At 62.1% G+C, this 24,712-nt stretch carries 18 protein-coding genes and 8 tRNA genes; 21 read left to right on the forward strand and 5 right to left on the reverse strand.

From position 1 onward, the window contains the following. Positions 1 to 159 precede the first annotated feature (159 nt). From E5E96_RS17715 to E5E96_RS17725, 4 genes are all read left to right on the forward strand, one after another. On the forward strand, positions 160 to 1,047 hold the full coding sequence (locus E5E96_RS17715) for a helix-turn-helix domain-containing protein (RefSeq protein WP_011706232.1): 888 nt from the start codon (positions 160 to 162) through the stop codon (positions 1,045 to 1,047). A gap of 61 nt (positions 1,048 to 1,108) precedes the next feature. After that, complete coding sequence (locus E5E96_RS22775; protein ID WP_254902163.1) at positions 1,109 to 1,231, forward strand: hypothetical protein; 123 nt, start codon at positions 1,109 to 1,111, stop codon at positions 1,229 to 1,231. Between the two features lie 77 nt (positions 1,232 to 1,308). Next, positions 1,309 to 2,946, forward strand: coding sequence for an ATP-dependent endonuclease (locus E5E96_RS17720; RefSeq protein WP_011706231.1), 1,638 nt, complete (start codon positions 1,309 to 1,311; stop codon positions 2,944 to 2,946). A 209-nt stretch (positions 2,947 to 3,155) separates the two neighbouring features. Continuing rightward, positions 3,156 to 3,875 (forward strand): hypothetical protein, encoded by a 720-nt coding sequence (locus tag E5E96_RS17725; protein WP_029303116.1) that lies wholly within the window; start codon positions 3,156 to 3,158, stop codon positions 3,873 to 3,875. Positions 3,876 to 3,958: 83 nt separating this feature from the next. Here the strand turns inward: E5E96_RS17725 and glgX are convergent, their stop codons facing one another. Continuing rightward, positions 3,959 to 6,022, reverse strand: a complete 2,064-nt coding sequence (gene glgX, locus E5E96_RS17730; RefSeq protein ID WP_077097063.1) for a glycogen debranching protein GlgX — start codon at positions 6,020 to 6,022, stop codon at positions 3,959 to 3,961. A gap of 196 nt (positions 6,023 to 6,218) precedes the next feature. Between glgX and E5E96_RS17735 the strand changes: the two genes are divergently transcribed. The 10 genes from E5E96_RS17735 to yjjG all read left to right on the forward strand — a co-directional run bounded on the left by E5E96_RS17735 (position 6,219) and on the right by yjjG (position 9,864). Beyond that, positions 6,219 to 6,295: transfer RNA gene (locus E5E96_RS17735), tRNA-Met, on the forward strand. Positions 6,296 to 6,387: 92 nt separating this feature from the next. Next, positions 6,388 to 6,464, forward strand: a tRNA-Met gene (locus tag E5E96_RS17740). 96 nt (positions 6,465 to 6,560) lie between these two features. Then, positions 6,561 to 6,637 (forward strand) — tRNA-Met (locus E5E96_RS17745). Between the two features lie 97 nt (positions 6,638 to 6,734). Further along, a tRNA-Met gene (locus E5E96_RS17750) sits at positions 6,735 to 6,811 on the forward strand. Positions 6,812 to 6,908: 97 nt separating this feature from the next. Continuing rightward, a tRNA-Met gene (locus E5E96_RS17755) sits at positions 6,909 to 6,985 on the forward strand. Positions 6,986 to 7,081: 96 nt separating this feature from the next. After that, a tRNA-Met gene (locus E5E96_RS17760) sits at positions 7,082 to 7,158 on the forward strand. Positions 7,159 to 7,254: 96 nt separating this feature from the next. Next, positions 7,255 to 7,331: transfer RNA gene (locus E5E96_RS17765), tRNA-Met, on the forward strand. A gap of 97 nt (positions 7,332 to 7,428) precedes the next feature. Next, positions 7,429 to 7,505: transfer RNA gene (locus E5E96_RS17770), tRNA-Met, on the forward strand. A 173-nt stretch (positions 7,506 to 7,678) separates the two neighbouring features. After that, positions 7,679 to 9,175, forward strand: a complete 1,497-nt coding sequence (locus tag E5E96_RS17775; RefSeq protein ID WP_171282730.1) for a leucyl aminopeptidase family protein — start codon at positions 7,679 to 7,681, stop codon at positions 9,173 to 9,175. Positions 9,176 to 9,183: 8 nt separating this feature from the next. Then, positions 9,184 to 9,864 (forward strand): pyrimidine 5'-nucleotidase, encoded by a 681-nt coding sequence (gene yjjG / locus E5E96_RS17780; RefSeq protein WP_011706227.1) that lies wholly within the window; start codon positions 9,184 to 9,186, stop codon positions 9,862 to 9,864. An 80-nt stretch (positions 9,865 to 9,944) separates the two neighbouring features. On the opposite strand, the gene E5E96_RS17785 is transcribed toward yjjG, so the two are convergent. The 4 genes from E5E96_RS17785 to elyC form a co-directional block, all read right to left on the reverse strand. Continuing rightward, positions 9,945 to 11,201, reverse strand: coding sequence for a M20 family metallo-hydrolase (locus tag E5E96_RS17785; protein ID WP_043122694.1), 1,257 nt, complete (start codon positions 11,199 to 11,201; stop codon positions 9,945 to 9,947). Between the two features lie 1,215 nt (positions 11,202 to 12,416). Further along, positions 12,417 to 13,388 carry a 6-phosphofructokinase gene (gene pfkA / locus E5E96_RS17790; protein ID WP_011706225.1) on the reverse strand — a complete coding sequence of 324 codons (972 nt, stop codon included), beginning with the start codon at positions 13,386 to 13,388 and terminating at the stop codon, positions 12,417 to 12,419. 147 nt (positions 13,389 to 13,535) lie between these two features. Next, entirely contained in the window at positions 13,536 to 14,291 is a 756-nt protein-coding gene (gene tpiA / locus E5E96_RS17795) for a triose-phosphate isomerase (RefSeq protein WP_011706224.1), read from the reverse strand. Positions 14,292 to 14,426: 135 nt separating this feature from the next. Further along, positions 14,427 to 15,197 carry an envelope biogenesis factor ElyC gene (elyC, locus tag E5E96_RS17800; protein ID WP_171283245.1) on the reverse strand — a complete coding sequence of 257 codons (771 nt, stop codon included), beginning with the start codon at positions 15,195 to 15,197 and terminating at the stop codon, positions 14,427 to 14,429. 299 nt (positions 15,198 to 15,496) lie between these two features. Here elyC and cmoM point away from each other — a divergent pair, with 299 nt between their 5' ends. The 7 genes from cmoM to def all read left to right on the forward strand — a co-directional run bounded on the left by cmoM (position 15,497) and on the right by def (position 24,664). Next, positions 15,497 to 16,273, forward strand: a complete 777-nt coding sequence (gene cmoM / locus E5E96_RS17805; protein ID WP_029303111.1) for a tRNA uridine 5-oxyacetic acid(34) methyltransferase CmoM — start codon at positions 15,497 to 15,499, stop codon at positions 16,271 to 16,273. 77 nt (positions 16,274 to 16,350) lie between these two features. Beyond that, complete coding sequence (gene mukF, locus E5E96_RS17810) at positions 16,351 to 17,670, forward strand: chromosome partition protein MukF (protein ID WP_042067501.1); 1,320 nt, start codon at positions 16,351 to 16,353, stop codon at positions 17,668 to 17,670. Then, positions 17,651 to 18,388, forward strand: coding sequence for a chromosome partition protein MukE (gene mukE, locus E5E96_RS17815; protein WP_011706220.1), 738 nt, complete (start codon positions 17,651 to 17,653; stop codon positions 18,386 to 18,388). Before mukF ends, mukE begins: the two co-directional genes overlap by 20 nt. A 27-nt stretch (positions 18,389 to 18,415) precedes the next feature. Continuing rightward, positions 18,416 to 22,843 carry a chromosome partition protein MukB gene (gene mukB, locus E5E96_RS17820; RefSeq protein ID WP_171282731.1) on the forward strand — a complete coding sequence of 1,476 codons (4,428 nt, stop codon included), beginning with the start codon at positions 18,416 to 18,418 and terminating at the stop codon, positions 22,841 to 22,843. A 171-nt stretch (positions 22,844 to 23,014) separates the two neighbouring features. Continuing rightward, positions 23,015 to 23,413 carry a septal ring lytic transglycosylase RlpA family protein gene (locus E5E96_RS17825; protein WP_171282732.1) on the forward strand — a complete coding sequence of 133 codons (399 nt, stop codon included), beginning with the start codon at positions 23,015 to 23,017 and terminating at the stop codon, positions 23,411 to 23,413. 134 nt (positions 23,414 to 23,547) lie between these two features. Continuing rightward, complete coding sequence (locus E5E96_RS17830; RefSeq protein ID WP_171282733.1) at positions 23,548 to 23,868, forward strand: putative quinol monooxygenase; 321 nt, start codon at positions 23,548 to 23,550, stop codon at positions 23,866 to 23,868. 298 nt (positions 23,869 to 24,166) lie between these two features. Then, complete coding sequence (gene def, locus E5E96_RS17835; protein WP_171282734.1) at positions 24,167 to 24,664, forward strand: peptide deformylase; 498 nt, start codon at positions 24,167 to 24,169, stop codon at positions 24,662 to 24,664. The last annotated feature ends 48 nt before the right edge of the window (positions 24,665 to 24,712 follow it).

The following is a 24,712-nucleotide window of genomic DNA, read 5'->3' on the forward strand; positions in this document are numbered from 1 at the left end:
CGGTGAGATGACAACGACATGGGATCAGCATGCAGCGGGCGGTGGCGGCGGGCTTACACCATCTTGCGGTTTTTTGCAGGCAGCCGCAGCCTTTGCCGCCGCGCCGCGTTAAGATGGCGCACAAGGGCCATCAGGCAAGCAACAAGAGGAACGGAGCGGGTGCTGCAGACTAAGCCGGCGGGAGTATTCGATGCACTGGTCAGCACGGGCGCGCGCCTGGAGAACGCCTGCTGGCTGGAACCCGGCCTTGGTGTCGCCAGCTGGCGCAACTGTTACGATCAGACCCGCTACCACAAGCCGGGCCACCATACCCTGAGCGTCTACCTGCAAGGGGGCGAGCAGACCGAGCGGCTGGACGGCCCGGGCGGCCACGGCGGCACCGGCAAGGTGTGCATCATGCCGGATCACCACAGATCCGAGTGGCTGGTGCGCGAGGAGTTTCGCTTCTTCCACCTCTACTTCACCCCGGCCCACCTGACCCGCATCGCCGAAGAGGTGTGCGACAAGGAGGGGCGCCACCTGCTGCTGGAAGACAAGACCTTCATCGACGATCCCAAGGCCGCCACCCTGGTACAGGGCCAGCTGATGCAGCTGGACTGGCAGCACCAGGTGGATCGGATGGCGCTCTCCCACGGCGCCTGGATGCTGATGCTGCACGCCTATCGCCACCACACCCGGGAGGCGCCGCCCTTGCCCGAGGTACGTGGCGGCCTGGCGCCGGCGGTGATCCGGCGGGTGCAGGAGTACCTGCTGGCCCATCTGGCCGAACCTGTCACCCTGGCCGAGCTGGCGCAGGAGGCGGGTCTCAGCGAATACCACTTCGCCCGCATGTTCGGCCAGAGCCTGGGCTGCCCGCCCCATCGCTACCTGCTGGGGCTGCGGCTCAAGCGGGCCAAGCAGCTGCTGGCCGGCGCCGACTCCCTGGCCAGCATCGCCATCCAGTGCGGCTTCTCGTCCCAGGCTCATCTTGGCAACCGCTTCCGGGAGGCGTTTGGTCTGACCCCAGGCCAGTGGCGCAGCCAGCTGTCATCCTCCTGTCACAGATAGGCGGCAGATTGGTTGGCAACGAGGAGGAGCCTCGTTCCTTCAACCTGCACAGGAGTTGCCCTTGAATCATCGCAAACGTCAGACCCGCACCCGCCACCTCTGGTTCAGCCACTGGAATGCCCCTCAGGGCCGCCTTGGCATGCCGACCCCGCCCGAACCGCTCGTTCCTCACAGTTCCCGCTGAAAATCGCCACGACCCGATAGGATTTTCCCGACAACTTTGCCACTATTGCGCCATCAGGATGGACTGGATATGGCCGCATGTTTCTGGAACGCATTGAAGTCAAAGGTTTTCGCGGAATAAATCGCCTCTCGCTCGGGCTGGACAACACCACAGTGCTCATCGGCGAAAACGCCTGGGGCAAGTCCAGCCTGCTGCGCGCCCTCTGGTGTCTTTTGGGTCAGGATGCCGAGCCCTATCAGTTCAGCAGCGATGACTTTCACCAGCCCGAAGATCCCGAACTCGAACCGGCCCGCCACCTGCAACTGGTGCTCACCTTCAGCGAGCACAGACCCCAGATGTGCCTGCACTCCCGCCGGTTGGCTAGACTTGGTGCGGCCTGGGTCAAGCACAAGGACAAGTTTCACCGCATTCACTACCGCGCCAGCGCCGAACTGCAGAGCGATGGCACCGTCACCACCACCCACGACTTTCTCGACGGCATCGGCAAGAGCCTGCCCATCGACGATGCCCATGAGCTGGTTTGTCTGCTCATCACCATGAACCCGGTGTTCCGGCTGCGGGATGCCCGTACCGCCCGCAACGGGGTGGAGACCCTGCAGTGGGGGGATCTCTCCGAGCACCGGCTGAGCGAGCTGGCCGACAAGCTGATCGACGAGCCTCAGCGCATCGGCGAGCCCGAGCTCAAGGAGGCATTGCAGGCGGTGCGCCAGCTGATGGATCACTACTTCAACGCGCTGGCCCCCATCAAGAACAAGCCGCGCAGCCAGCGGGAGATCGTCAATCGCCCCATGACCCTGCGTAACCCCGGCAATCTGCAGGCGCTGCTGCGCAATGCCGACAACCGGGCGCTGCAACTGGCGATGGCGGGCATGGCGGCCACCCTGCTGCAGGCGCGGGGCAACCGGGAGCTGGAGCAGGGGGCGCGCCCCATCATGATCCTGGAAGACCCGGAGAGCCGCCTGCACCCCACCATGCTGGCGCTGGCCTGGGGGCTGCTGGAGCAGTTGCCGGGGCAGAAGCTGCTCACCACCAATTCGGGGGACCTGCTCTCCTCGCTGCCCCTCAACCAGATCCGCCGGCTGGTGCGCCGCCAGCAGGACATCGTCTGCCATCAGCTGGGGGGCGAGCGCTACAGCAGCGACGATCTGCGCAAGATAGCCTTCCACGTGCGCATCAACCGCCCCATGTCGATGTTTGCCCGCTGCTGGTTGCTGGTGGAGGGGGAGACCGAGATCTGGCTGCTCTCCGAGCTCGCCCAGATCTGCGGCTACAGCCTGCGGGCGGAGGGGGTGCGGATCATCGAGTTTGCCCAGTGCGGCCAGTCACCGCTTATCAAGGTGGCGCGGGATTTCGGCATCGAGTGGCATCTGCTCACCGACGGCGACGAGGCGGGGGTCAAGTACGCCACCTCGGCCCGCTCCCTGCTCAAGGGCGAGCGGGAGCGGGATCGCCTGACCCAGTTGCCGGCGGCGGACATAGAACATTACCTCTATCACAACGGCTTCGAGGCGGTGTTCCGGCGTGAAGCCGGCGTGGGGGGGCGCTCGACCCTCAACGCCGGGCGCATCATCAACAAGGCGATTCATCATCGCAGCAAGCCGGGCATGGCGCTGGCGGTGGTGGAGGAGGCGGAGCGGCTCGGTGGCGAGCACATCCCGCCGGTGCTGCGCCAGATGTTCGCCCGGGTGGTGGCGCTGGCCCGCGGCCAGGGCTGATCGCTGCCGGCTTTGGTCGCAGCGGATGGCGAGGGCGTTGTATTCTGGGCAGGCAAGGCGGCTGGCGCCCGTTGCCGGCATCTGATCGCCAGTCATCAATGGTGGACGCGCTCCCGGCAGGGATTGGGGATGGCGGCGGCTTTGGGTATACTCGGCCCCTTCATCCGGCGCCCATCGGCGCGTTCTGAATCCTTGCTGCTGGAGGCGTCATGTTCGTCCAACTCCCTTTTTGGCTCTTTCCCCTGACCGGCCTGATGGCGCTGGGGGCCCTCATCGCTCTGGGCCTGGTGCTCTGGCGCGGTGATCTCTGTCCGGGCCAGCGCTCGCGGATCACCACCCAGCTCTTCTCGGTCTGGGTGATCACCGGCCTCTCCCTGATGCTGGCGGTGGAGGCCAAGGCGGCCGACTGGCTGATCTGGAGTGGTGCTGCTGCCCTGATCCTGGGGGTTGTGCTGTCGCTGGCCCAATCCAGGCTGGAGGGCAAGCGCGCCATTCCCGCCACGCTGTTCTGGCTGCCGGCCATGCCGCTGCTGGTCTATGGCATCGGCTTGCTGCAGATCCAGGGTTGGCTCGGCGGCCTGCTGCAAATGGTGCTGCTGGGGGCGGCCTTTGCCCATTTGATGTTGTTGCGGGCCCGTCACCGCCTGCAGGCGTTCAATACCCTGCTGCCGCTGGCGGGGCTGGTGGCTGCCATCCTGAGCCTGCTCTGGCTAGCGGTGCTGGTGGGCTGGCAGGGGAGCAGCGCCAGCCTCGATGCGCTGATCCCCGGCGTGCTGACCCAGGCTGCCCTGCTGATCGCGGCCCTGCTGCTCTGGTTCAGTCCGCTCTATCGTCAGCAGGAGACGGCGCCGGTTGTGGTCTCCACCGCCCTGTGCGGCCTCATCATCGCCCAGCTTGCGGCGACCAGCGTGCTGCACCAGCTGGCCTGACAGACTGGCGTCATGAAAAAGCCCACCCCGGTTGCTCGGGGTGGGCTTTTTGCTGGCTGTGTGCGGCCCCTGGTTTGCGACCCCTAGTAGAAGTCGTCGGCGCCGCAGATGAAGAGGCAACTGCTGCGCGGCTGGGCTAGGTACTCCCGGGTCAGCCCCTCCAGCGGCATGCCGAAGGTGCTGATGTCCTCGGGCGAGGGCAAGGCGGTGTCCAGGATCCGGCGCCAGTAGCCGCCGACCCCCTTGGGAGGGCTCGGCAAGTTGAAGGTGAGCGGTTCCCAGTAGGCGTTGAACAGTACGTAGAGGGCCAGCCGGGTTTCGCTCGACAGGGCCGACATGGCGATGGCGTGGGAGTGAGGGCTGAAGTCCGGCTGGGCGGCGTTGACCCCGTGCCAGCAGATCTCGCTGTGGCGCAGGATCTCGGTCAGCGACAGCGGCATGCTCTCCTGCTCCGGGCGCTGGAACAGGTGCTTGCGATACTGGATCAGCTCCTTCATGAAGCGGAACATCTCCTGGCCCATGGCGTCGGGCTGCCACTGCATCCAGCAGGTGTCGTTGTCCTGGCAGTAGCCGTTGTTGTTGCCATGTTGGGTGCGCAGCACCTCGTCCCCCATCAGCAGCATGGGGGAGCCCACCGAGAGCAGGGTGGCCACCATCATGTTCTTGGCTTGCCGCAGGCGCAGGGCGTTGATCTGGGGATCCTCGCTCGGTCCCTCCTGGCCGTGGTTCCAGCTGAAGTTGTGATCGCAGCCGTCCCGGTTCTGCTCGCCGTTGGCGTCGTTGTGCTTGCCGTTGTAGCTGGCCCAGTCCCACAGGGTGAAGCCGTCGTGGCAGGTGACGAAGTTGATGCTCTTCTCCGGATCGGCGTGATGGTAGTGGTAGATGTCCGGGCTGCCGCACAGCCGCTCCACGAAGGGCATCACCGCATTGTCATCCCCGCGCAGAAAGCGGCGCACGTCGTCCCTGAACTGGCCGTTCCACTCGCGCCAGCGGGCGCCGGCCAGGCTGCCCACCTGATAGAGGCCTCCCGCATCCCAGGCCTCAGCGATGAGTTTGATGTCGGCGATGCGGGGATCGGTATCGATGGTGCGCAGGGTCGGCGCATTGGCCTGGGGCTGGCCCGATTCGTCCCGCGACAAAATGGCCGCCAGGTCGAAACGAAAGCCGTCCACGTGCATCTCCTGGCGCCAGAAGTGGAGGCTGTCCATGATCATGCGCAGCACCACCGGGTGGGCACCGTTGAAGGTGTTGCCGCAGCCCGAATAGTTGGTGTCCTTCTGATTGGCGTCGAGGATGTAGTAGGCCTCGTTGTCGATGCCCCGAAACGAGAAGGTGGGGCCATCGTCGCCTCCCTCGGCGGTGTGGTTGTAGACCACGTCCAGGATCACCTCGATGTTGGCCCGGTGCAGCGCCTTGACCATGTCGCGAAACTCGGTGAGGGGATCCTCGCCGCTGGCGTACTGGGCGTGGGGGGCAAAAAACGACATGGGGCTGTAACCCCAGTAGTTGGAGAGCCCTCTGGGGGAGTCCTGGGGATCGAACTGGAACACCGGCAGCAGCTCGACGGCGGTGACGCCGAGGGATTGCAGGTAGGGGATCTTCTCGATGAGACCCAGGTAGGTGCCGCGCAGGGCGGGGTCGACCCCTGAACTCGGCGACTTGGTGAAGCCCCCCAGGTGCAGCTCGTAGATCACCGAGCGGGAGAGGGAGTGGGCGGGCAGCTTGTCCCCCTCCCAGTCGTAGTGGCGGGTGTCCACCACCCGATTCTTGGCACACTCCGCCAGGTTGCTGCCGGGGCGGGCCGCCGCCCAGCGATCGTAGTTGGCACCCAGCTCGATGCTGCGGCCATAAGGGTCCAGCAGCACCTTGTCCGCATCGAAGCGGGTGCCGTAGTAGGGGCGCCAGGGGCCCTGGATGCGATAGGCATAACGTTGACCGAGCTCGATGCCCTCTATATGGATGTGCCAGTAGTAGGCGGTACGGTTGAGGCGAGGGGAGAGCGGGATCACTTCCGGCGTGGCGTCGTCGGCGCTGGTAAACAGCAGCAGTTCGACCCGGCTGGCGAGGCGAGCCCAGATGGCGAAGTTGACGCCGTCGTGCTCGGGTGTGGCCCCCAATTGACGGCAATGACCGGCGGAGATGCGCATGATAAACCTACCCAAAACGAGGAGTTACAAACCATCTGAGTGTAGTGCGCCAAGCTGGCCCCAAACCTGCTTGTCTGAAAAATCGGCGCTCTGTTGCAAATTCCTGCGATTTGTGCCGGTTTAATCTTCGAATGAAGTTTTTTTAGGATATTTACTTGCAATCTGAGCGCCGGCGCCTATTATTGGCGACCTCAGACGCGGGGTGGAGCAGCCCGGTAGCTCGTCGGGCTCATAACCCGAAGGTCGTCAGTTCAAATCTGGCCCCCGCAACCATCTGAGTTCTTGTATCAGACTTGCCTTGCAATGTTTTGATAAACAAGAGAATTCGAACAGGCTACTGCTCAGCCTGAACGAAAAAATACGGACGCGGGGTGGAGCAGCTCGGTAGCTCGTCGGGCTCATAACCCGAAGGTCGTCGGTTCAAATCCGGCCCCCGCAACCAACTATTTGTATCCATGGCAAGCGCTAGCGCCTGCGGTGGAGACGAAGACAGCAAGGGGCAACTGCTCTGTCTCTTGTGGTGGCAGTACAATTCGGACGCGGGGTGGAGCAGCTCGGTAGCTCGTCGGGCTCATAACCCGAAGGTCGTCGGTTCAAATCCGGCCCCCGCAACCAACTATTTGAATCCATGGCAAGCGCTAGTGCGCTGCGGTGGAGACGAAGACAGCAAGGGACAACTGCTCTGTCTCTTGTGGTGGCAGTACAATTCGGACGCGGGGTGGAGCAGCTCGGTAGCTCGTCGGGCTCATAACCCGAAGGTCGTCGGTTCAAATCCGGCCCCCGCAACCAACTTATTTGTGTCCATGGCGAGCGCTAGCGCCTGCGGTGGAGACGAAGACAGCAAGAGGCATCTGCTCTGTCTCTTGTGGTGGCAGTACAATTCGGACGCGGGGTGGAGCAGCTCGGTAGCTCGTCGGGCTCATAACCCGAAGGTCGTCGGTTCAAATCCGGCCCCCGCAACCAACTATTTGTGTCCATGGCGAGCGCTAGCGCCTGCGGTGGAGACGAAGACAGCAAGAGGCATCTGCTCTGTCTCTTGTGGTGGCAGTACAATTCGGACGCGGGGTGGAGCAGCTCGGTAGCTCGTCGGGCTCATAACCCGAAGGTCGTCGGTTCAAATCCGGCCCCCGCAACCAACTATTTGTATCCATGGCAAGCGCTAGCGCCTGCGGTGGAGACGAAGACAGCAAGGGGCAACTGCTCTGTCTCTTGTGGTGGCAATACAATTCGGACGCGGGGTGGAGCAGCTCGGTAGCTCGTCGGGCTCATAACCCGAAGGTCGTCGGTTCAAATCCGGCCCCCGCAACCAACTATTTGTGTCCATGGCGAGCGCTAGTGCGCTGCGGTGGAGACGAAGACAGCAAGGGGCATCTGCTCTGTCTCTTGTGGTGGCAGTACAATTCGGACGCGGGGTGGAGCAGCTCGGTAGCTCGTCGGGCTCATAACCCGAAGGTCGTCGGTTCAAATCCGGCCCCCGCAACCAGCTTCCTTTCTCTATTACCTCAATCTCACCGTTTTTCATCCAGCCGCCTTCGCGGTCTTTCTGCTTTGTGTCGCCTTCACGCTTGATATTGATTTTCAAGTGCAAATCTGGCTGTGACCCCGCTTTGTTGGGTATCATCACTGGTATCTCTTCATGGACGAGGGCCTTGCCCAATGATGCAACCATTTACCTATCTGCCGCCGCAGATCGACATTCACGACGCCGGCCTCGCTGCCGTCCTCACCAACGGCCTGGCCGCCAACCTGCTGATCTGCGCCGAAGATCGCCGCGAAAGCCTGCTGGCCCTGCCCGAGTTTGCCGCCGTCGGCGCCCAGATCGCGCTGGGACAGAAAGCGCCCTACAGCCTGGTGCTGCACAATACCCTGCAACTGCTGATCTTCCTGCCGGCACACCCGACGCGCGATCATGCCCTCTACAAGCAGGTGCGCGGCTGGGTTGCGCCGCTGGCCGGGCTCAAGATCGAGCGGTTGGGGCTGCACCTGGAAGGTTTTGACGAGGCCGATACCACGCTGTTGGCCGAACTGGTGCTGGCCACCTTGCTGGCCGCCAACGTGCCGTTGCCCAGTCACAAGCATCGCAGCGAGGATCCCTGGCGCTACCAGCAGATTTCGGTGTCCCCCAATTGCGTGCTGGATCTGGCGCGGATCTATGCCGAGGCGGAAGGCAACGGTCTGGCGCGCCATCTGGCGGTGTCGCCGGCCTCCGATCTGACAGCCCGCAGCTACCGGGAGTGGGTACGCCAGCTCGCCCAGAGCGAAGGGTGGCAGTGGCATGAGTACGATCAGGCCCAGCTCGCCGAGCGGGGGGCTGGGGCCTTCATCGCGGTGGCGCGCGGCTCGGAAGACAACCAGGCCGCCATGGTCAAGCTGAGCTACTGCCCGCCCAATGCGGTGCGGCGGCTGGCGCTGGTGGGCAAGGGGATCTGCCACGATTCGGGCGGCTACAACCTCAAGATCTCCGGCAGCATGTATGGCATGCACCTGGACATGGGGGGCAGTGCGGTGGCGCTGGGGACGCTCCACGCCATCAGTCGGGCCAGGTTGCCCTATGAGGTGCACTGCTGGCTTGCCATCGCCGAGAACCACATAGGCCCGCTGGCCTATCGGCCGGGGGAGGTGGTGACTGCCCTCAACGGTACCACCATCGAGGTGGTGGACACCGATGCCGAAGGGCGCATGGTGCTGGCGGATACCCTCTGCATGGCGGTGCAGGACAATCCGGATCTGCTGATCGACTACGCCACCCTGACCGGGGCTTGCAAGCGGGCACTCGGCAGCCGCTACAGCGGCGCCTTCACCAACCGCCCCCAGTGGCTGGGGGAGCTGATCAATCTTGGCCAGCGCAGCGGCGAGCGGATCTGGCCCTTCCCGCTGGATGAGGACTACGACGACAACCTCGATAGCGAGTGGGCCGATCTGTTACAGTGTGCGCCGGGCTCGTCGCCGGATCACATCGATGCGGCCCGCTTCCTCAGCCGCTTCGTCCCCGCCCAGACCCCCTGGCTGCACCTCGATTTGAGCGGTTTTCGCAACAAGGGCGGCAATGGCGTGGTCAGCAGCGAGGTGACCGGATTCGGGGTCAGATTGACACTGGATCTGCTGGCCGGCCCGCTGGGGCGGCGCAATGAATTTGATCAACCAGAACAGTAAGGGATCCCGTGAAAGTACCAAGTTATGACTGGGTGTTGTTCGATCTGGACGAAACACTGCTCGATTTCCCGGTCGCCCAGGCGCTGGAACAGACGCTGCACATTTACGGCGTGACGCCGACCCCGCCCAAGATGGCGGAGTACCATGCCCTCAACCACCGGCTCTGGCAGCAGTACAACTCCGGCGAGATCGATGCCGCCCACCTGCAGCAGACCCGTTTTTCGCTCTTTGCCGAACAGGTGGACGTGGCGCCGATGGCGATGAACGATACCTTCCTGCAGCAGATCATCGCCCTGAGCATGCCGCTGGAGGGGGTGGTGGAGACCCTGCAGGCGTTGAAGAGCAAGGTGAAGATGGGGATCATCACCAACGGTTTCAGCCTGCCGCAGCGCGGCCGCCTCGACAAGCTGGGCTGGAACGCGTGGTTCGAGCCGTTGGTGATCTCGGACGAGGTACAGGTGACCAAGCCGGCGGCGGCCATTTTCCAGCATGCCCTCGAGTTGATGCAGCGCCCGGATCCGGCGCGGGTGCTGATGGTGGGGGACAACCCCAAGACCGATATCGCCGGCGCCGCGGCGCAGGGGCTGGCAACCTGCTGGTACAACCCGGCTCGCCAGGATGGCCCGTGCGAGGCGACCCACGAGATCCACCACTTCGCCCACCTCTCGGCCATCGTGCTGGGACAGTAGATGCAACCAGCCCCTTGCCAGGCAAGGGGTGAAAAAAACAAGGCAGCCCGCGGGCTGCCTTGTTTGTATCCGGCTGTTTGCTAGCGGCCGAGGCGGGCCAGCAGCCAGGACTCCAGCAGTGCCACGCCGGGGGCCAGCACGGCCTCGTCGAAGTCGAACTCCGGGTGATGATGGGGCGCCGCCAGATTGGCCCCCAGGATCAGGTAGGCCGCCTCGCCACCGCTTCGCTGCACCCGCTCGATGAGAAAGCCTGCATCCTCGCTGGCGCCGAAACGGCGGGTATGGATGGTCTCCAGCTTGAGCGCCTGGGCGAGCGGGATGATCTCTTCGAGCAGGGCCGGACTGTTGTCGATGCCGATGGCTTCACCCTGCTTGCGGATGAGGTAGGTGGCGCCCTGCATCATGGCTGCCCCTTCCACCATCTGCTGCACCTGGCTGAACATGTAGTCGTTGAGGGCTGGCGTGGCGCCCCGGGTCTCCCCCTGCAACAGGGCGTGACCCGGGATCACGTTGCGGCCGCTGCCGCCATGGAGCTGGCCCACGTTGATGCGGGTCATGCCATCGCGGTGGCGGGCGATGCCGAGCATGGCGGTGGTGGCCATGCAGGCCGCCGCCAGCGCATTGCTGCCGGCGTTGGGCTCAAGCCCCGCGTGAGCGGCACGCCCCATGAACTCCACGTCGAACTTGGTGGAGCAGAGAAACTCGGTGGGATTGACCACCAGCTCGCCGCTGTTGGCATGAATGCCGATGTGCAGCGCCAGCAGTGCATCCACGTCGTCGAGCTGACCGCCGGCGGCCAGCGCCTTGCCGCCGCGACAGCCCTCTTCGGCGGGCTGGAAGAACAGCTTGATGCGGCCGTTCAGCCGATCGGCGAGGGCGGCGATGCGCTCGGCCAACACCAGCCCGATGGCGGTATGGCCATCATGGGCGCAGGCGTGCATCCAGCCAGCGTTGCGCGAGTGCCACCCCTCCTGGCTGGGGGGATGCAGCTCATCCTGGCTCTCTTCGACCTCCACCGCATCGATGTCGAAGCGAAAGGCCAGGGTCGGGCCCGGACGGCCGCTGTCCCACAGCCCCATCACGCCCGTTATCTCTTCGATCCTGCCCAGCCAGTCCGGATGGGCACCCTGGCGCAGGGCCCGCTCCTTCTGGGCCTGCACGTCGATGTTGCGGCCCATGATGAGGTTGCTGGCCAGCAGCTTGTCGCCCAGCATGATGGAGAAACCGAGTTCACTGAGGTGGTGGGCGATGAGGGAGCTGGTACGAAATTCACACCAGGCCGCTTCGGGCAGACGATGAAGATCACGACGCCAATGGCTTAGCGCATCTTGTGTCATGGTAATTCCTGCATGGCGAATCCAGCGGACATTGTGACGGGGAGGGGGGCAAGAGTAAATCCCGCAGACGCAAATGCAACAGGGGGAGCCACTGGCTCCCCCTGTTGACAGGCTACCTCTGGCAGGCCGCTGTAATTATGTTCGCTTGGTTGTACTAATGGCCGTATTGGTCGCTGTTTTCGATGAACCACCAAAAAATGACATTAAGCGGTGAATTAACCAGCGTGGCGATGCCTGTCGTTGCCCATCAGGATCACTGGGTGGGCAACTAACCGCCTCAAAGCTGTGACAGTGACGGCAGAGAGACGGCAACCAGAGTGAAAAACACAGTAAAAACTGCAGTAACCACAAACTCTTTCATATTTTTGTCTCCCTTGGCTGACTGTTGATGGAACCAAGATACCACAATTGTGCGGTAAAACAATAGTAGATTGCATTTATTGGCTTGAAACTGTCTAGTGCACATCGAAAGCTTCATTTTTGCATTTTTAAGCTCATTTTATCATCTTGATGGTCATGTTATGCGGTAAAGAGACGTGGATTATTAAGTTATTTCAATTAAAACAATGCATTAGGTTATTTCGTTGTGACGCTGGAGAGGGGCTTTATATGAGGCTTTTTTGTTTTTTTAAAATTATGTCGGCAAAAAAAGACGATTTTTAGGGGGGAGTGATGACCCCGCCATGGTTTGGGCTGTTGTCAGCGCCATTTTCCGTCTCCAACATGTTTTTGTCGCAGTCGAACGGTTTTTCCCTGTCGTGACGCCACCTTCTGACATGTCTCTTCCCGTCTTTATTGCAAAATTCCCTCTGCTGATGGTGCTCTGTCGGCCCACTTTTCGTCTCTGTTCGGATCTTTTCCTGGCATGTTGGCTGCCCGATGGGGCGCCTGCGGTCGGCAACGCCAAGGGACAGAGCAAGAAGACAGAGCAAGAAGAGTGTGCAGAGAGGTGGTGCTGTTCTCGGCAGAAGCCGGACTGCAGAGAGCCGTGTACCGCGTTGTTTCAGCCCTTAACCGAAGTAATGTCGGTTGAGCCGGTTAACGGGTCAAGTGGCCCGAAGAAGGGGGCGGGCAGGCGATAAACAGAGGAAGCGCTGCGAGGGGCGCTGGGATGGCTGCAACGAGATGGCGTCATGGCCCCGGGTGTGGCGAGAAAGGTCCAATGAAAAAGCCCTCCAGTGGAGGGCTTTTGTCACGGCAACCTGAAAGCGGGGCTTAGAACAGGGTGGTGGAGAGATCGTAGAGCTCCTGATCGAAGGGGCGCTTGAGGTTCTCGATGCAGTCGATGATGTCGTGGTGCACCATCTCGTTGCGCTGGATGCCGACGCAGCGGCCACCGTGACCGGCCAGCAGCTGCTCAACGGCGTAGGCGCCCATACGGCTGGACATGATGCGGTCACGCGCGGTGGGGGTACCGCCACGCTGGATGTGGCCCAGGATGGTGGCGCGGGTTTCGCGGCCGGTCAGGGCTTCGATGTCCTTGGCCAGGGCGTTCACGTCGGTGACGTGCTCACAGATGGTGATGATGGCGTGCTTCTTGCCCTTGGCTTCGCCTTCCTTGATCTGTTGCAGCAGCTTGTCCTTGTCGAACGCCACTTCCGGCACGATCACGTACTCGGCACCGCCGGCAACAGCGGCGGACATGGCCAGATCACCGCAGTGACGGCCCATGATCTCGACCACGGAGATGCGATGGTGGGAACTGCAGGTATCGCGCAGACGGTCGATGGCGTCTACCACCACGTTCAGCGCGGTATCAAAGCCAATGGTGAAGTCGGTACCGGCGATGTCGTTGTCGATGGTGCCCGGTAGACCGATGCAGGGGAAGCCCTCTTCGGTCAGCTTCTTGGCACCCATGTAGGAGCCGTCACCACCGATCACCACCAGGGCGTCGATACCGTGCTTTTTCAGATTTTCGATCGCTTCGGCGCGCACTTTCGGATCTTTGAAGGCGGGGAAACGGGCGGAGCCGAGGAAGGTACCACCACGGTTGACCACGTCGGAGACGCTGTGACGCTCCAGCTTGACGATACGGTCCTGGTGCAGACCGAGGTAGCCATCATAGATGCCGTAGACTTCCAGGCCATGATGCAGACCGGCGCGCACCACGGCGCGGATGGCTGCGTTCATACCCGGTGCGTCACCACCACTGGTCAAAACACCAATACGTTTGATTTGTTTGGTCATGAGTGCCTCTGGATCTGAGTTGTCGAATACGAAATGGTTGAATGAGACAAGCCACTTTTACTATATCGGCTTTCCTATGGGATGCGGCGGCTGCCATAGGAAAAGCGATATGCAGGAGGGGGCAAGCGCCCCCTCCATGGCAGCCGATTACTTGGCCGCGCCAGCGATGATCTGGGAGAAGTCGTCCACTTTCAGGGACGCACCACCCACCAGGCCGCCGTCGATGTCCGGCTGACCGAACAGGTCGGCAGCGGTGGCACCGGTGACGGAACCACCGTACAGGATCTGTACCTTGGCAGCCACGGCGGCGTCGAAGCCGGCCAGGTACTGACGGATGTGAGCGTGAACGGCCTGAGCGATTTCCGGGGTGGCAGTCTTGCCGGTGCCGATGGCCCATACCGGCTCGTAAGCCACGACGGCGTTCTCGAAGGAAGCGATACCGCAACGGTCGATCACGGCTTTGAGCTGGGTTTCGACCACGGAGTTGGTGGTGCCGGCTTCGAACTGAGCCAGAGTCTCACCGATGCACAGCACGGGGATCAGGCCGCCTTTCTGGATGGCTTCGTACTTGGCAGCAACCACGTCGTCGGTCTCTGCGTGCAGGGTACGACGCTCGCTGTGGCCGACCAGGGAGTAGGTGCAACCGAAGGCTTTGAGCATGGACGGAGCGTTCTCGCCGGTGAAGGCGCCGGACTCGTGAACGTCGGCGTTCTGGGCACCGTAGGCAATCTTGCTGCCAGCGGTCAGTTGCTCAACCAGACCCAAAAAGATAACCGGCGGGCAGACGGCGACTTGCACAGAAGGATGAGCGGCAGCAGCCGGGGTCAGTCCTTTGATCAGAGCTTCGACGGAAGCTTTGGTGCCGTTCAGTTTCCAGTTACCCATTACCAGGTGCTGTCTCATCTTGTATATCTCCTAGGCATTTGATTGCGCGACATTATATGAATTGAACCGAGCCCAAGATAGCTGACCCGGCGGCAAATGACGTAATTTTTTTTCGCTTTCCTGATCCAAATCAGGAATGAAAGGCTCGATTGCTCAATCGTTAACCTGCCCCCGCAAACGGGCCCACCATACCCCAATCCATTCGTGAATGGCAGCCTCGGAGTACATCAGATAGCGCCCTTTTGGCAGGTAGCTGTAGAAGGGCTGCGCCACCTGACTCTGCTTGGCGGTGTAGTCGGTGGGGGCGGGCACGGCGTTCAGTCCTTGACCCTGATAGAGCGCCATGGCTCGCGGCAGATGGGTTGCCGAGCTCACCAGCGCCACCCGCTTGCCCTGGAGGTGGGCGCTGATGCTGACCGCCTCGTCGTGGGTGTCTTTGTTGTTTTCAAACAACGTCATCCGCGAGCGGGGAATGCCTAGGCTCACCGCCATGCGGGCGTTGACCTCGGCGTTCGACAGGGGATCCCCGGACACATAACCGGAGAACACCAGCTCGGCTTCGGGATAGGCTTGGGCAAGGCGAACCCCTTCGAGGGTGCGGGCCAGTGCAATATTGTTCTGCCAGGATCGCTCGGGCACCGCCGGGTCGCTGACATGGCCGTTACCGAGCACCACGATGGCCTCGATGTCGGGATGCTGGCTTGTCTCGAAGGGGGGAAAGGTCTGCTCTAGCCCGCGGGCCAGCTCGTAGCTCACCGGTCGCATCCCCATCAGAGTGACCAGCAGCAGCGAGAGGGTGGCCAGCAGCTTGCCGCTCTTTTGGAAACGGGTGAACCAGAGCAGCAAGAGCGCCAGCAGCAGCAGGCTGAGGGAGAAGGGGAGCGGCATCAGCAGCTGGCCCAGCCACTTTTTGAGGTCAAACAGGGCGTCCACTTGTTATTCCTTATATAACAATGCATTAAAAAATTATTAAGGATTTTGGCGCCCTTGTATAGGCGCCTCTTCCCAAGGCTGCATGGCGCCATCAAGGCACGCAGGTTGTGCAGTGACTGCCCGCACAACCCCGAAAAGCGCGAAACGGGGGCAAAGTGAGCGCGGCTCGATGTTTTTTTAATCACCTGGGGGAGGGAGCTGCGCCTTGAGTTTTCAGCAAATTCGGGATGTGACAGAATACCCTCTTTTTCGTCAGGCCCGTTTCCCGTGGCCACAGAGTTGAGTTCGTCTTGAAGCAAGATCAGAGTTTTGACGGGCGCGCCGACAAGTTCGCCCGCAACATTTATGACTCCACCAAGGGGCGCATCCGCACCACAGTGGTGTGGAGCGACATCGAAGCCTGCCTGGCCCGCCTTGGCAATCGGCCGCTGCGCATCCTGGATGCGGGGGGCGGCTTTGGCTATTTCGCCCAGAAGCTGGCGGCCATGGGCCATCAGGTGGAGCTGTGCGATCTGTCGGCGGAAATGCTGGCACTGGCCCGCAGCCAGATCGCCGAAAAGGGGCTGGAAGACAGAATTCGTCTCATCCATTGTCCCATTCAGGATCTTAAAGCACACGTGACCGGCACCTTCGATCTGGTGCTCTGTCACGCGGTGCTGGAGTGGCTCGCCGAGCCGCGCCAGACCTTGCTCGGTCTGTTCCCTTTCGTCAATGCCGGGGGCATACTGTCGCTGCTTTTTTACAACCGTCACGGTCTGCTGTTCCAGAGCCTGGTGGTGGGCAATTTTGACTACGTGCGCCAGGGGCTCAACAAGAAGCGCCAGACTGCGCTGACCCCCACCAATCCCCAGCTGCCGGAGCAGGTCTACGACTGGATTGGCCGGGGCGGGCTCAAGATCATCGGCAAGACCGGGGTGCGGGTGATCCACGACTACATGCGCCACAAGCAGGATCAGCGGGAAAAGTTCGACGATCTGCTGGCCATGGAGTTGCAATATTGCCGGCAAGAGCCGTTTATCTCCCTGGGGCGCTATATCCACGTGATGGCGCAAAAACCCACCGGCTGAGGCCCCCTTTTTTGATGCTACCGGATGTAGCCGCGCGCAAGGCTTTGCGCCCAATACAACAACGAGATGACAACATCATGATGAGTACATCCCGTACCCTGCCCGAAATGGTGGGATGGGTCAGGCAGGAGGGGTTGGCGTTGAACCTGCCCACCGATCGGCTGGCCTTTCTGATTGCAATCAAGACGCTGTCCGAAGATGAATCGGATCTGTCTGAAGCGGCGCTGCACGATGCCTTTGGCTATGTCAGCAACGCCTTCGGCCAGATGGACGAGACCCTCACCGGTCGCGCCAATAACGCCATCAACGATCTCATTCGCCAGCAGCTGCTGTCGCGCTTCAACACCGACATGGTGGCGGGGGAGAGCCTCTACCGCCTGTCGCGCCTTGGCATGAGCATCGTCGACTTCTTCATGGATCAGCGCCAGGTTGACTCCATCAAGCTCTCCATCCTGCTCGAACACCTGGCGGCCGAGCTCGACACCGCCCGCAAGGCGGCGCTCGAGACCAACACCCGCGAGCAGTGGGATGCCGAGGTGCTGCCACGGCTCACCTTCTCGCTGGAAGAGACGCTGGGGCGCATCGATCTGACCCAGCGCGCCATGGATGAGCAGCAAAATCAGGTCAAAACCGAGATCGCGGCCCTGCTGACCCAGAACTGGGTCGATGCCATTCACAGCTGCGAAAAACTGCTGCACGAGACCGGTCAGACCCTGCGCGAGCTGCAAGATACCCTGGACGCCGCCGGCCACCGCCTGCAGGCGGGGCTGCTCAACATTCAGGAAGCGGCGCAGGGGCGCGAGGATCTGTTCCACGTCGAGGAGCTGACCCACGCCCTGCAGGGGCGGCTGGATGTCATCACCAGCTGGGGTCAGCAGTGCATCGAGCTGTGGGCCCGCTATGACAGGCACGTCCACAAGTTCATCCGCAACGCCATCGACATGGACAAGAACCGCGCCTTCAGCCAGCGGCTGCGCGACTCCATCCGCAATTTCGAGCAACACAACTGGTTGCTGCGGGTGGCCGAAGAGCCGCGCCTGCTGGAGCTGCGTGACGAGACCATCGCCATCCACGACGAGGAGGTGACCGGCGAGGTGCCGCTCGAGATGGAGTACATGGAGATGGTGGACATCAACCAGGAGCTGGCCGAGCGCATCGAGCGCTACCTGGCCCGCTACCCGGAGCAGGGCCAGCAGCTGGATCTCGCCGACGTGCTGCGCGAATACCTGCTGGACTACCCGGCCCATGCCCACTTCGACGTGGCGCGTCTTCTGATCGACCAGGCCGTGCGCCTGGGCCATGCCAGCGGCGAGCACCAGCTGCATCGTCAGCCCGCATGGAAACCCATTAACCAAGCTGGATCCAAGGTTCAGGCCTATGTCATTGATCAATACTGAGTTTCCCTTGCCACTGCGGCTCGCAGAGGCGATTGCCAACCCCTTGTTTCCGCGCATTGACACCGCCTTGCGCTCCGGCCGCCACATCAGTGCCGACGAGTTCGAACAGCACTCGGCGCTGGTGGAGTACCACCAGGAGCTGGAGATCTTCTACGGCCGCTATCAGGTTGAACTGATCAAGGCGCCGGAAGGCTTCTTCTATCTGCGCCCGCGCCCGAGCGCCGACATTGGCACCACCGTCCTCTCCGAGCTCGACATGCTGGTGGGCAAGGTACTCTGTTACCTCTACCTGAGTCCTGACAGGCTCGCCTCGGAAGGGGTGTTCGCCATGGGCGAACTGCAAGAAGAGGTGCTGAGCCTGGCCGACGAGAAGCAGCTGCTGCGGATGGTCAACAGCCGCTCCGGTGGCACCGATCTGGACAAGAAGAAACTCTTGGAGAAGATCCGTACCTCCATGCGCCGCCTGCGCCGGCTTGGCATGATCACCGCCCTTGGCAACAGCGACAAATTCCGGGTCAACGAGTCGGTGTTCCGCTTTGCCGCCGACGTGCGTTCCGATGAGGATCCGCGCGCCGTCCAGCTGCGAATGATCCAGGAAGGGGAAGCCATCTTCCACGACGACGAGATGCCGAGCAGCGATTCGCTGTTTGAGGATATCGAGGCGGATCTCGATGAAGAGCAGCTTGAACTGGAGGTAGAAGATGACCTGCAGCGTTAAATCCAAGACCCAGATGGAGGCAAAGTCGTGAGAGGCAAATTCAAATCCCTGACCATGGTCAACTGGAACGGCTTCTTCGCCCGCACCTTCGATCTCGACCAGCTGGTCACTACCCTGTCCGGCGGCAACGGCGCGGGCAAGTCCACCACCATGGCGGCCTTTATCGCGGCGCTCATTCCCGACCAGTCGCTGCTCCATTTCCGTAACACCACGGAAGCGGGCTCCAGCAGCGCCTCCCGCGACAAGGGGCTCTACGGCAAGCTGCAGCGTGGCCACTGCTACTCCCTTTTGGAAGTGATGAACAGCCGCGAGCAGCGGATCTGGGTCGGCGTTCACCTGGAGCAGGTGGCCAACCGCGACAACAAGGTCAACATCACCCCGTTCGCGCTGGTGGATGTGCCGGAGCAGTTGCAACCCACCGATCTGCTGCTGGAAAAGCTCGATGACGGCAAGGGGCGGGTGCGTGCCTTCGCCGATCTGAAAGGAGCGGCCGCCGAGCTGGGGGCGCTGAAAGTCGCCAAGTTCAATACGGTGACCGACTATCACAACTTCATGTTCGAGTTCGGCATTACCCCGAAGAAGCTGCGTGATCAAAAGGATCGCGGCAAGTTCTATCGCCTGATCGAAGCCTCCCTCTACGGCGGCATCTCTTCCTCCATCAGCCGCTCCTTGCGCGAATACCTGCTGCCGGAGAACTCCGGGGTGCGCAAGGCCTTCCAGGACATGGAGGCGGCCATCTACGAGAACCGCCGTACCCTGGAGGCGATCAAGGAGACGCAAGGGCAGCGGGATCTGTTCAAGAACCTCATTACCGAGACCACCCACTATGTGGCGGCCGACTATGTGCGCAACGCCGCCGAGAAGAATCGCCTCTCCGAGTTGGCCCTCAAAGCCCGCCAGGAGCTGGCAGGCAAGCGTCGCCTGCTGGCCGAAGAAAAGCAGCGCGCCATCTATCTGGCCGACGAGGTGGAGCAGCTCACCAACCGCGAGAAACTGCTGACCGACGAGCTGGAGTCTGCCGCCGAGCACCTGGCCAAGGTGATGGCAGCGGTTTCCTTGCAAAAGAAGATCGAGATGTACCGCGCCGATCTGGCGGAGCTGGTCGACAAGCTGGAGCAGCAGCAGGCGATCGTGGAGGAGATCCACGGCCAGCTGCTGGAGGTGGAAGAGCGCAAAGAGCTGGCGCAGGCAGAAGTCGATAGCCTCAAGACCCAGCTGGCCGACTACCAGCAGGCGCTGGATATCCAGCAGACCCGCGCCATCCAGTACCGTCAGGCGGTGCAAGCGCTGGAGACTGCCCGCGAGCAGTGCGAGCTGCCGGGGCTGGGCGCCGAACAGGCGAGCGACACCCTGCATCAGTTCCGCGCCGCCGAACAGAGCCTCACCAGCCGGGTGCTGGGGGCCGAGCAACAGCTGGCGCTGGCCAAGGCGGCGGTGGCCGAGCACGAAGCGGCGCTGGCGCTGCTTCTGAGCATCGCCCCCGAGACAGTGCGCGAGGCCGCCTGGCCTACCGCGCAGGCGCTGCTCAAGCGTCACATCGAAGACAAGGCCCGCATCGCCCAGGGGCAGGGGCTGCGCGCCGCGCTGGCTCGCCTCGAGAAAGAGAGCGAAAGCCAGCAGGCGCTGCTGCGCTTGCGTGACGAGCTGCAGCAGGCCTCTGGCCAGCTGATTGCAAGCCAGGACGAGCTGGAGATCTTCCTCGAAGCCCAGCGCACCCGTCAGGAGGAGCTCTCCGAGCAACAGGCGGAGGTGAACCAGCGCCGCGCCAGCCTCGAGCATCAGGGCACCCAGCTCGGCCGCGATATCGCGGAGCTCACCAAGCTGGCGCCGCGCTGGCTCAAATCCTTTGAAAAACTCGAGCAACTGCGCGAGCAGAGCGGTCTGCCGCTGACTACCGCCGAAGAGCTTTCGGCCGGTATGCAGACTGTGCTCGACAAGGAGCGCGAGTTCGAGCAGGAGAGCAATCGCATTGCGGCGCAGAAACAGGCGCTGGAGCTGCAAATTCGCAACCTGCAGCTGGGGGCCGGCGAGGCGGATCCGCGCCTGGCCCGCATCGCCGAGCAGGTGGGGGGCGTGCTGCTCTCCGACGTCTATGACGATATCTCCATTGACGATGCCCCTTACTACTCCGCGCTTTACGGCCCGGCTCGCAGCGCTTTGGTGGTGCTGGACCTTGAGGGCGCCATCGAGCGGCTGAAAAAACTGGAAGATTGCCCGGAGGATATCTACCTCATTCAGGGCAACCCTGACTCCTTTGACGAGGATCTGGTAGAAGCCGACGAGCTGGGCGATGCCGTGCTGGTGCGCACCAGCAAGCGTCAGGTGCGCTTCTCCCGCTACCCCGAGCTGCCGCTGTTTGGTCGAGCTGCCCGGGAAAAACGGATCGAGCAGCTCGACCTTGAGCGCGAGGGCCTCATCGAGGGTTACGCCAAGGCCGCCTTCGAGCAGCAGAAGTACCACCGTCTCTACGGCCACTTCCGCGATTTTATCGGCCAGCATCTGGACATCGCCTTCCGCCCCGACCCCGAAGCTGAAGTGCAGGCCAAACAGGCCGAACTGCGCACGCTGCAAGGATCAATCGGTGAGTGTGACAAACAGCTGAGTGATGCCAAAGCGGCTGCCGCCCAGCTGACTCGCCATATCCAGTTGGTGCAGGGGATGCTGCCCTTTGCTCACCTGTTTGCCGAGGCAGACCTGGCGGCTCGCCTCGAGGCGGCTCATGCTGACGTCGAGGCCCTGAAACAGGCCGAAGCCTTTATCGCCAAACACGGCAAGTCGCTGGAAAAGCTCGAGACCCAGGTGCAGGTGCTGCGCCAGGATCCGCAGGATCTGGCCGCGCTGCAGGCTGCCTATGATGAGGTGAGCGACCTGCTGGCCGAGCAGAAGCGCCGTTGCTACGCCCTCGATCAGCTGGTGGCCCGCCTGCCGCACTTTGCCTATCAGGATGCGCAAGACCTGCTGGGCAAGGCGTCGGAAATGAGCGAGCGGCTCAAAGAGAAACTCAAGGCGGCCGAGCTGGCGGCCCGTACCGCTGGCGAGCAGCACAAGCAGATTGCCCAGCGTCACACCGAGGCGTTGCAGCTGCGCACCGCCCTCAACTCCAGCGTCGAGGCCAAGCGCCAGACCCTGACCGAGTTCGAGCAGGAGCTGGCGGCCATGGGGCTGACCCTCTCTGACGACATGGAAGAGAAGGCGCGTGCCCACAAGAAAGAGATCGAAGAGCTGCTGATCCGTACCCGTTCCCGTCGCACCAGCGCCGAGGCCCAGTTGCAGGTAACCAAGCGCGAAATCGAATCCCTTGGCGGCCGTCTCAAGCTGGAAGGCAAGGATTACTACGGCGCCCGCAAATCCCTGGTGGGTCACAAGGCGAGCTGGTCGCGGGTGGTACGGCTGGCGCGGGAGACCGACGTCGAGAAGCGTTTAAATAAGCGCGAGCTGGCGTATCTGGACAGCGATGAACTGCGCTCCATGTCGGACAAGGCCCTCGGCGCCCTGCGGGTGGCGGTAGCCCACGACGAGGCCCTGCGCGATGCGCTGCGACTGTCGGAGGGCAACCGCAGCACCGAGCAGAAGGTGGCCTTCTACGTGCAGGTTTACCGCTACCTTAAAGATCGCATCCGCAACGACATCATCCGATCCGATGATCCGGTCGAAGCGATCGAAGAGATGGAGATCGAGCTGGCCCGCCTGGCTGACGAGCTCAAGCAGCGGGAAACCCATCTGTCGCTCTCCTCCCACGAGGTGGCGGCCAAGATCACCAACATCATCCGCCGCGAGCAGAACCGTATCCGGGTGCTCAACCAGGGCTTGCAGAACATCGCCTTCGGTCTGGTGCGCGGGGTGCGCCTCAACGTCAATATCCGCGAGGCTCACACCCGTCTGCTGACGGCGCTGGCCGATCAAACCGCCATGCACAACGATCTGTTCGCCGACAAGGAGCTCAGCTTCTCCGAGGCGATGGCCAAGCTGTTCCAGCGCCTGAACCCGCAAGTGGAACAGGGGGATCGCAGCTATCAGGTGATGGGCGACGTGCTGCTCGACTATCGCAACTATCTGGAGCTGGAGATCGAGGTGCAGCGCGGGGCCGATGGCTGGCTGCGGGCCGAGAGCGGCGCGCTCTCCACCGGCGAGGCGATCGGTACCGGTCAGGCCATCCTGCTGATGGTACTGATCAGCTGGGAGGAGGAGTCCCGCCGTCTGCGCGGCAAGGACATCGCCCCCTGCCGCCTGTTGTTCCTCGACGAAGCAGCCCGTCTGGATGGCAAATCCATCGCCACCCTGTTCGAGCTGTGCGAGCGGCAGGATATGCAGCTGCTTATCGCGGCGCCCGAGAACATCAGCCCCGAGAAGGGCACCACCTACAAGCTCATCCGCAAGGTACAGGGCAAGCACGAGCATGTGCATGTGGTGGGGCTGCGCGGCTTTGGCTTCGCCGACGACAAGCTCATCGCCTGACAGAGGCTGACGGACGAGGTATGAAAACGGGAGGCTTGGCCTCCCGTTTTGTTTGGAAACTGTGGCAAAGTAGCGGCGCGGCCGTGGCAGACCGGCACCACGCCGGTTCGCTCATGCCCGCTACCGATTTATTGGCATCGACAACCCCGCAGGGGAGCAAGGACAAGGCACATGGTTGAAAAGAGGCAATTTTTGCGAAAGGGGCTGCTGCTGTCGTTCACCGTGCTGCTGGCCGCCTGCAGCAGTCGCTATGACGAGAGCCACGGCGGCAGCTGGCGCGGCTACAGCGAGATGGGGCTCGCCTCCTACTACGCCGATCGCTACCACAACAAGCGCACCGCCAGTGGCGAGCCTTATCAGCGCCACGCCAACACCGCCGCCCACATGGAGTTGCCCTTCGGCGCCATGGTGCGGGTCACCAACCTCGCCAATGGCAAGAGCGTGGTGGTCAGGGTCAACGACAGGGGCAATTTCCCGCGCGGGCGCATCATCGACCTCTCCAAAGCGGCCTTCAGCGCCATCGGCAATCCCCGCGCCGGGCTTATCAAGGTGAAGATAGAGGCGCTCTAGTCGTTGATTCGTTCAGTGGCTTGAACAGAGTGTCCATCCTGCCCGGCTATATCCCGCCAGGCCGCCCCTCTTACACTGCTGCTCGACGCGAAGGCCGCGCCCGGTTCAGGGCCCCTTTGCTTACCCTTGAGAAAATGGAGCAGACCAAGATGAGTGAACAGAAACGGGTGTCCATCGCCGTGCTGAAAGCCCGCGCCGGCATGAGAGAGCCACTGCGCCGCGAGCTGCTAAAGCTCATTGCGCCGACGCGGCGCGAGCCGGGCAACCTGGATTACGTGTTGTTTGAATTGCAGGACGAGCCGGGCACCTTCTACATGCGCGAGGCGTTCATCAACCAGGCTGCGCTGAACAGCCACTGCCAGACTGACTATTTCCTGGCCTTTGCCGCCGAGGCTGAGGCGCTGCTGGCAGAGCCGCTGCGGCTGATTTTTATGGAGGAGGTGAGCCTCCCTTAAACCCATCGGGCCCAAGGTTGGCCCGATTTCTGTTCATGCTCCGACACTCATGCTTCGATGTCGCCCCGGGCGCTATCCCATCCCATCATGGAGCACCCCTGGTTTGCTTCCCTGCATCCTCTACCCAGAGGTTGAACGGGGGCTTATTGTTCTTGTCCCGCCTGTTTATGCCTGCCGTCTTTTCATCTCCAGATAGTCCGGTAAGATACCCAAATGAAAATCAGTATTGGGGCCAATCCCGATGACGGCGACATTACCTTCTTTGTGAGAGGGTGTCCTGACGATTTGGAGAGTAGTGATGGCAAGGCTGGAGATTTTAACTGTTCCCGACCCGCGATTGAGCATCAAGGCCGAGCAGGTTGAAGATATCGCGACCGTGCAAGGCCTGATCGATGACATGCTGGAGACCCTCTATGCCACCGACAATGGTATTGGTCTGGCGGCCACGCAAGTGGGGCGCCAGGAGGCCATCGTCATCATCGACCTGTCGGAAAAACGGGATCAGCCGCTGGTGTTGATCAATCCGCAAGTGACAAGCGGCACTGAACCAGCGTTTGGCCAAGAGGGGTGTCTCTCCGTGCCGGATTATTATGCCGATGTCGAGCGTTACGGCTCGGTGGTGGTGTCGGCACTGGATCGCCATGGCGTACCTATCACGGTAAAGAGCAGCGATTTTCTGGCCATCGTGATGCAGCATGAGATCGATCACCTGCAGGGTAAGGTGTTTATCGATTATCTCTCGCCGCTAAAGCGCAAGATGGCGTTGAAGAAGGTGAAAAAACAGCGAGGGCAGTGACGTGGATGGTCATGGTCTATGTGATGTAGAAAAGGCCTGCGCTGAATC

Origin of the sequence: Aeromonas sp. 1805, from assembly GCF_013085525.1 — a bacterium.
Lineage (GTDB): Bacteria > Pseudomonadota > Gammaproteobacteria > Enterobacterales > Aeromonadaceae > Aeromonas > Aeromonas hydrophila.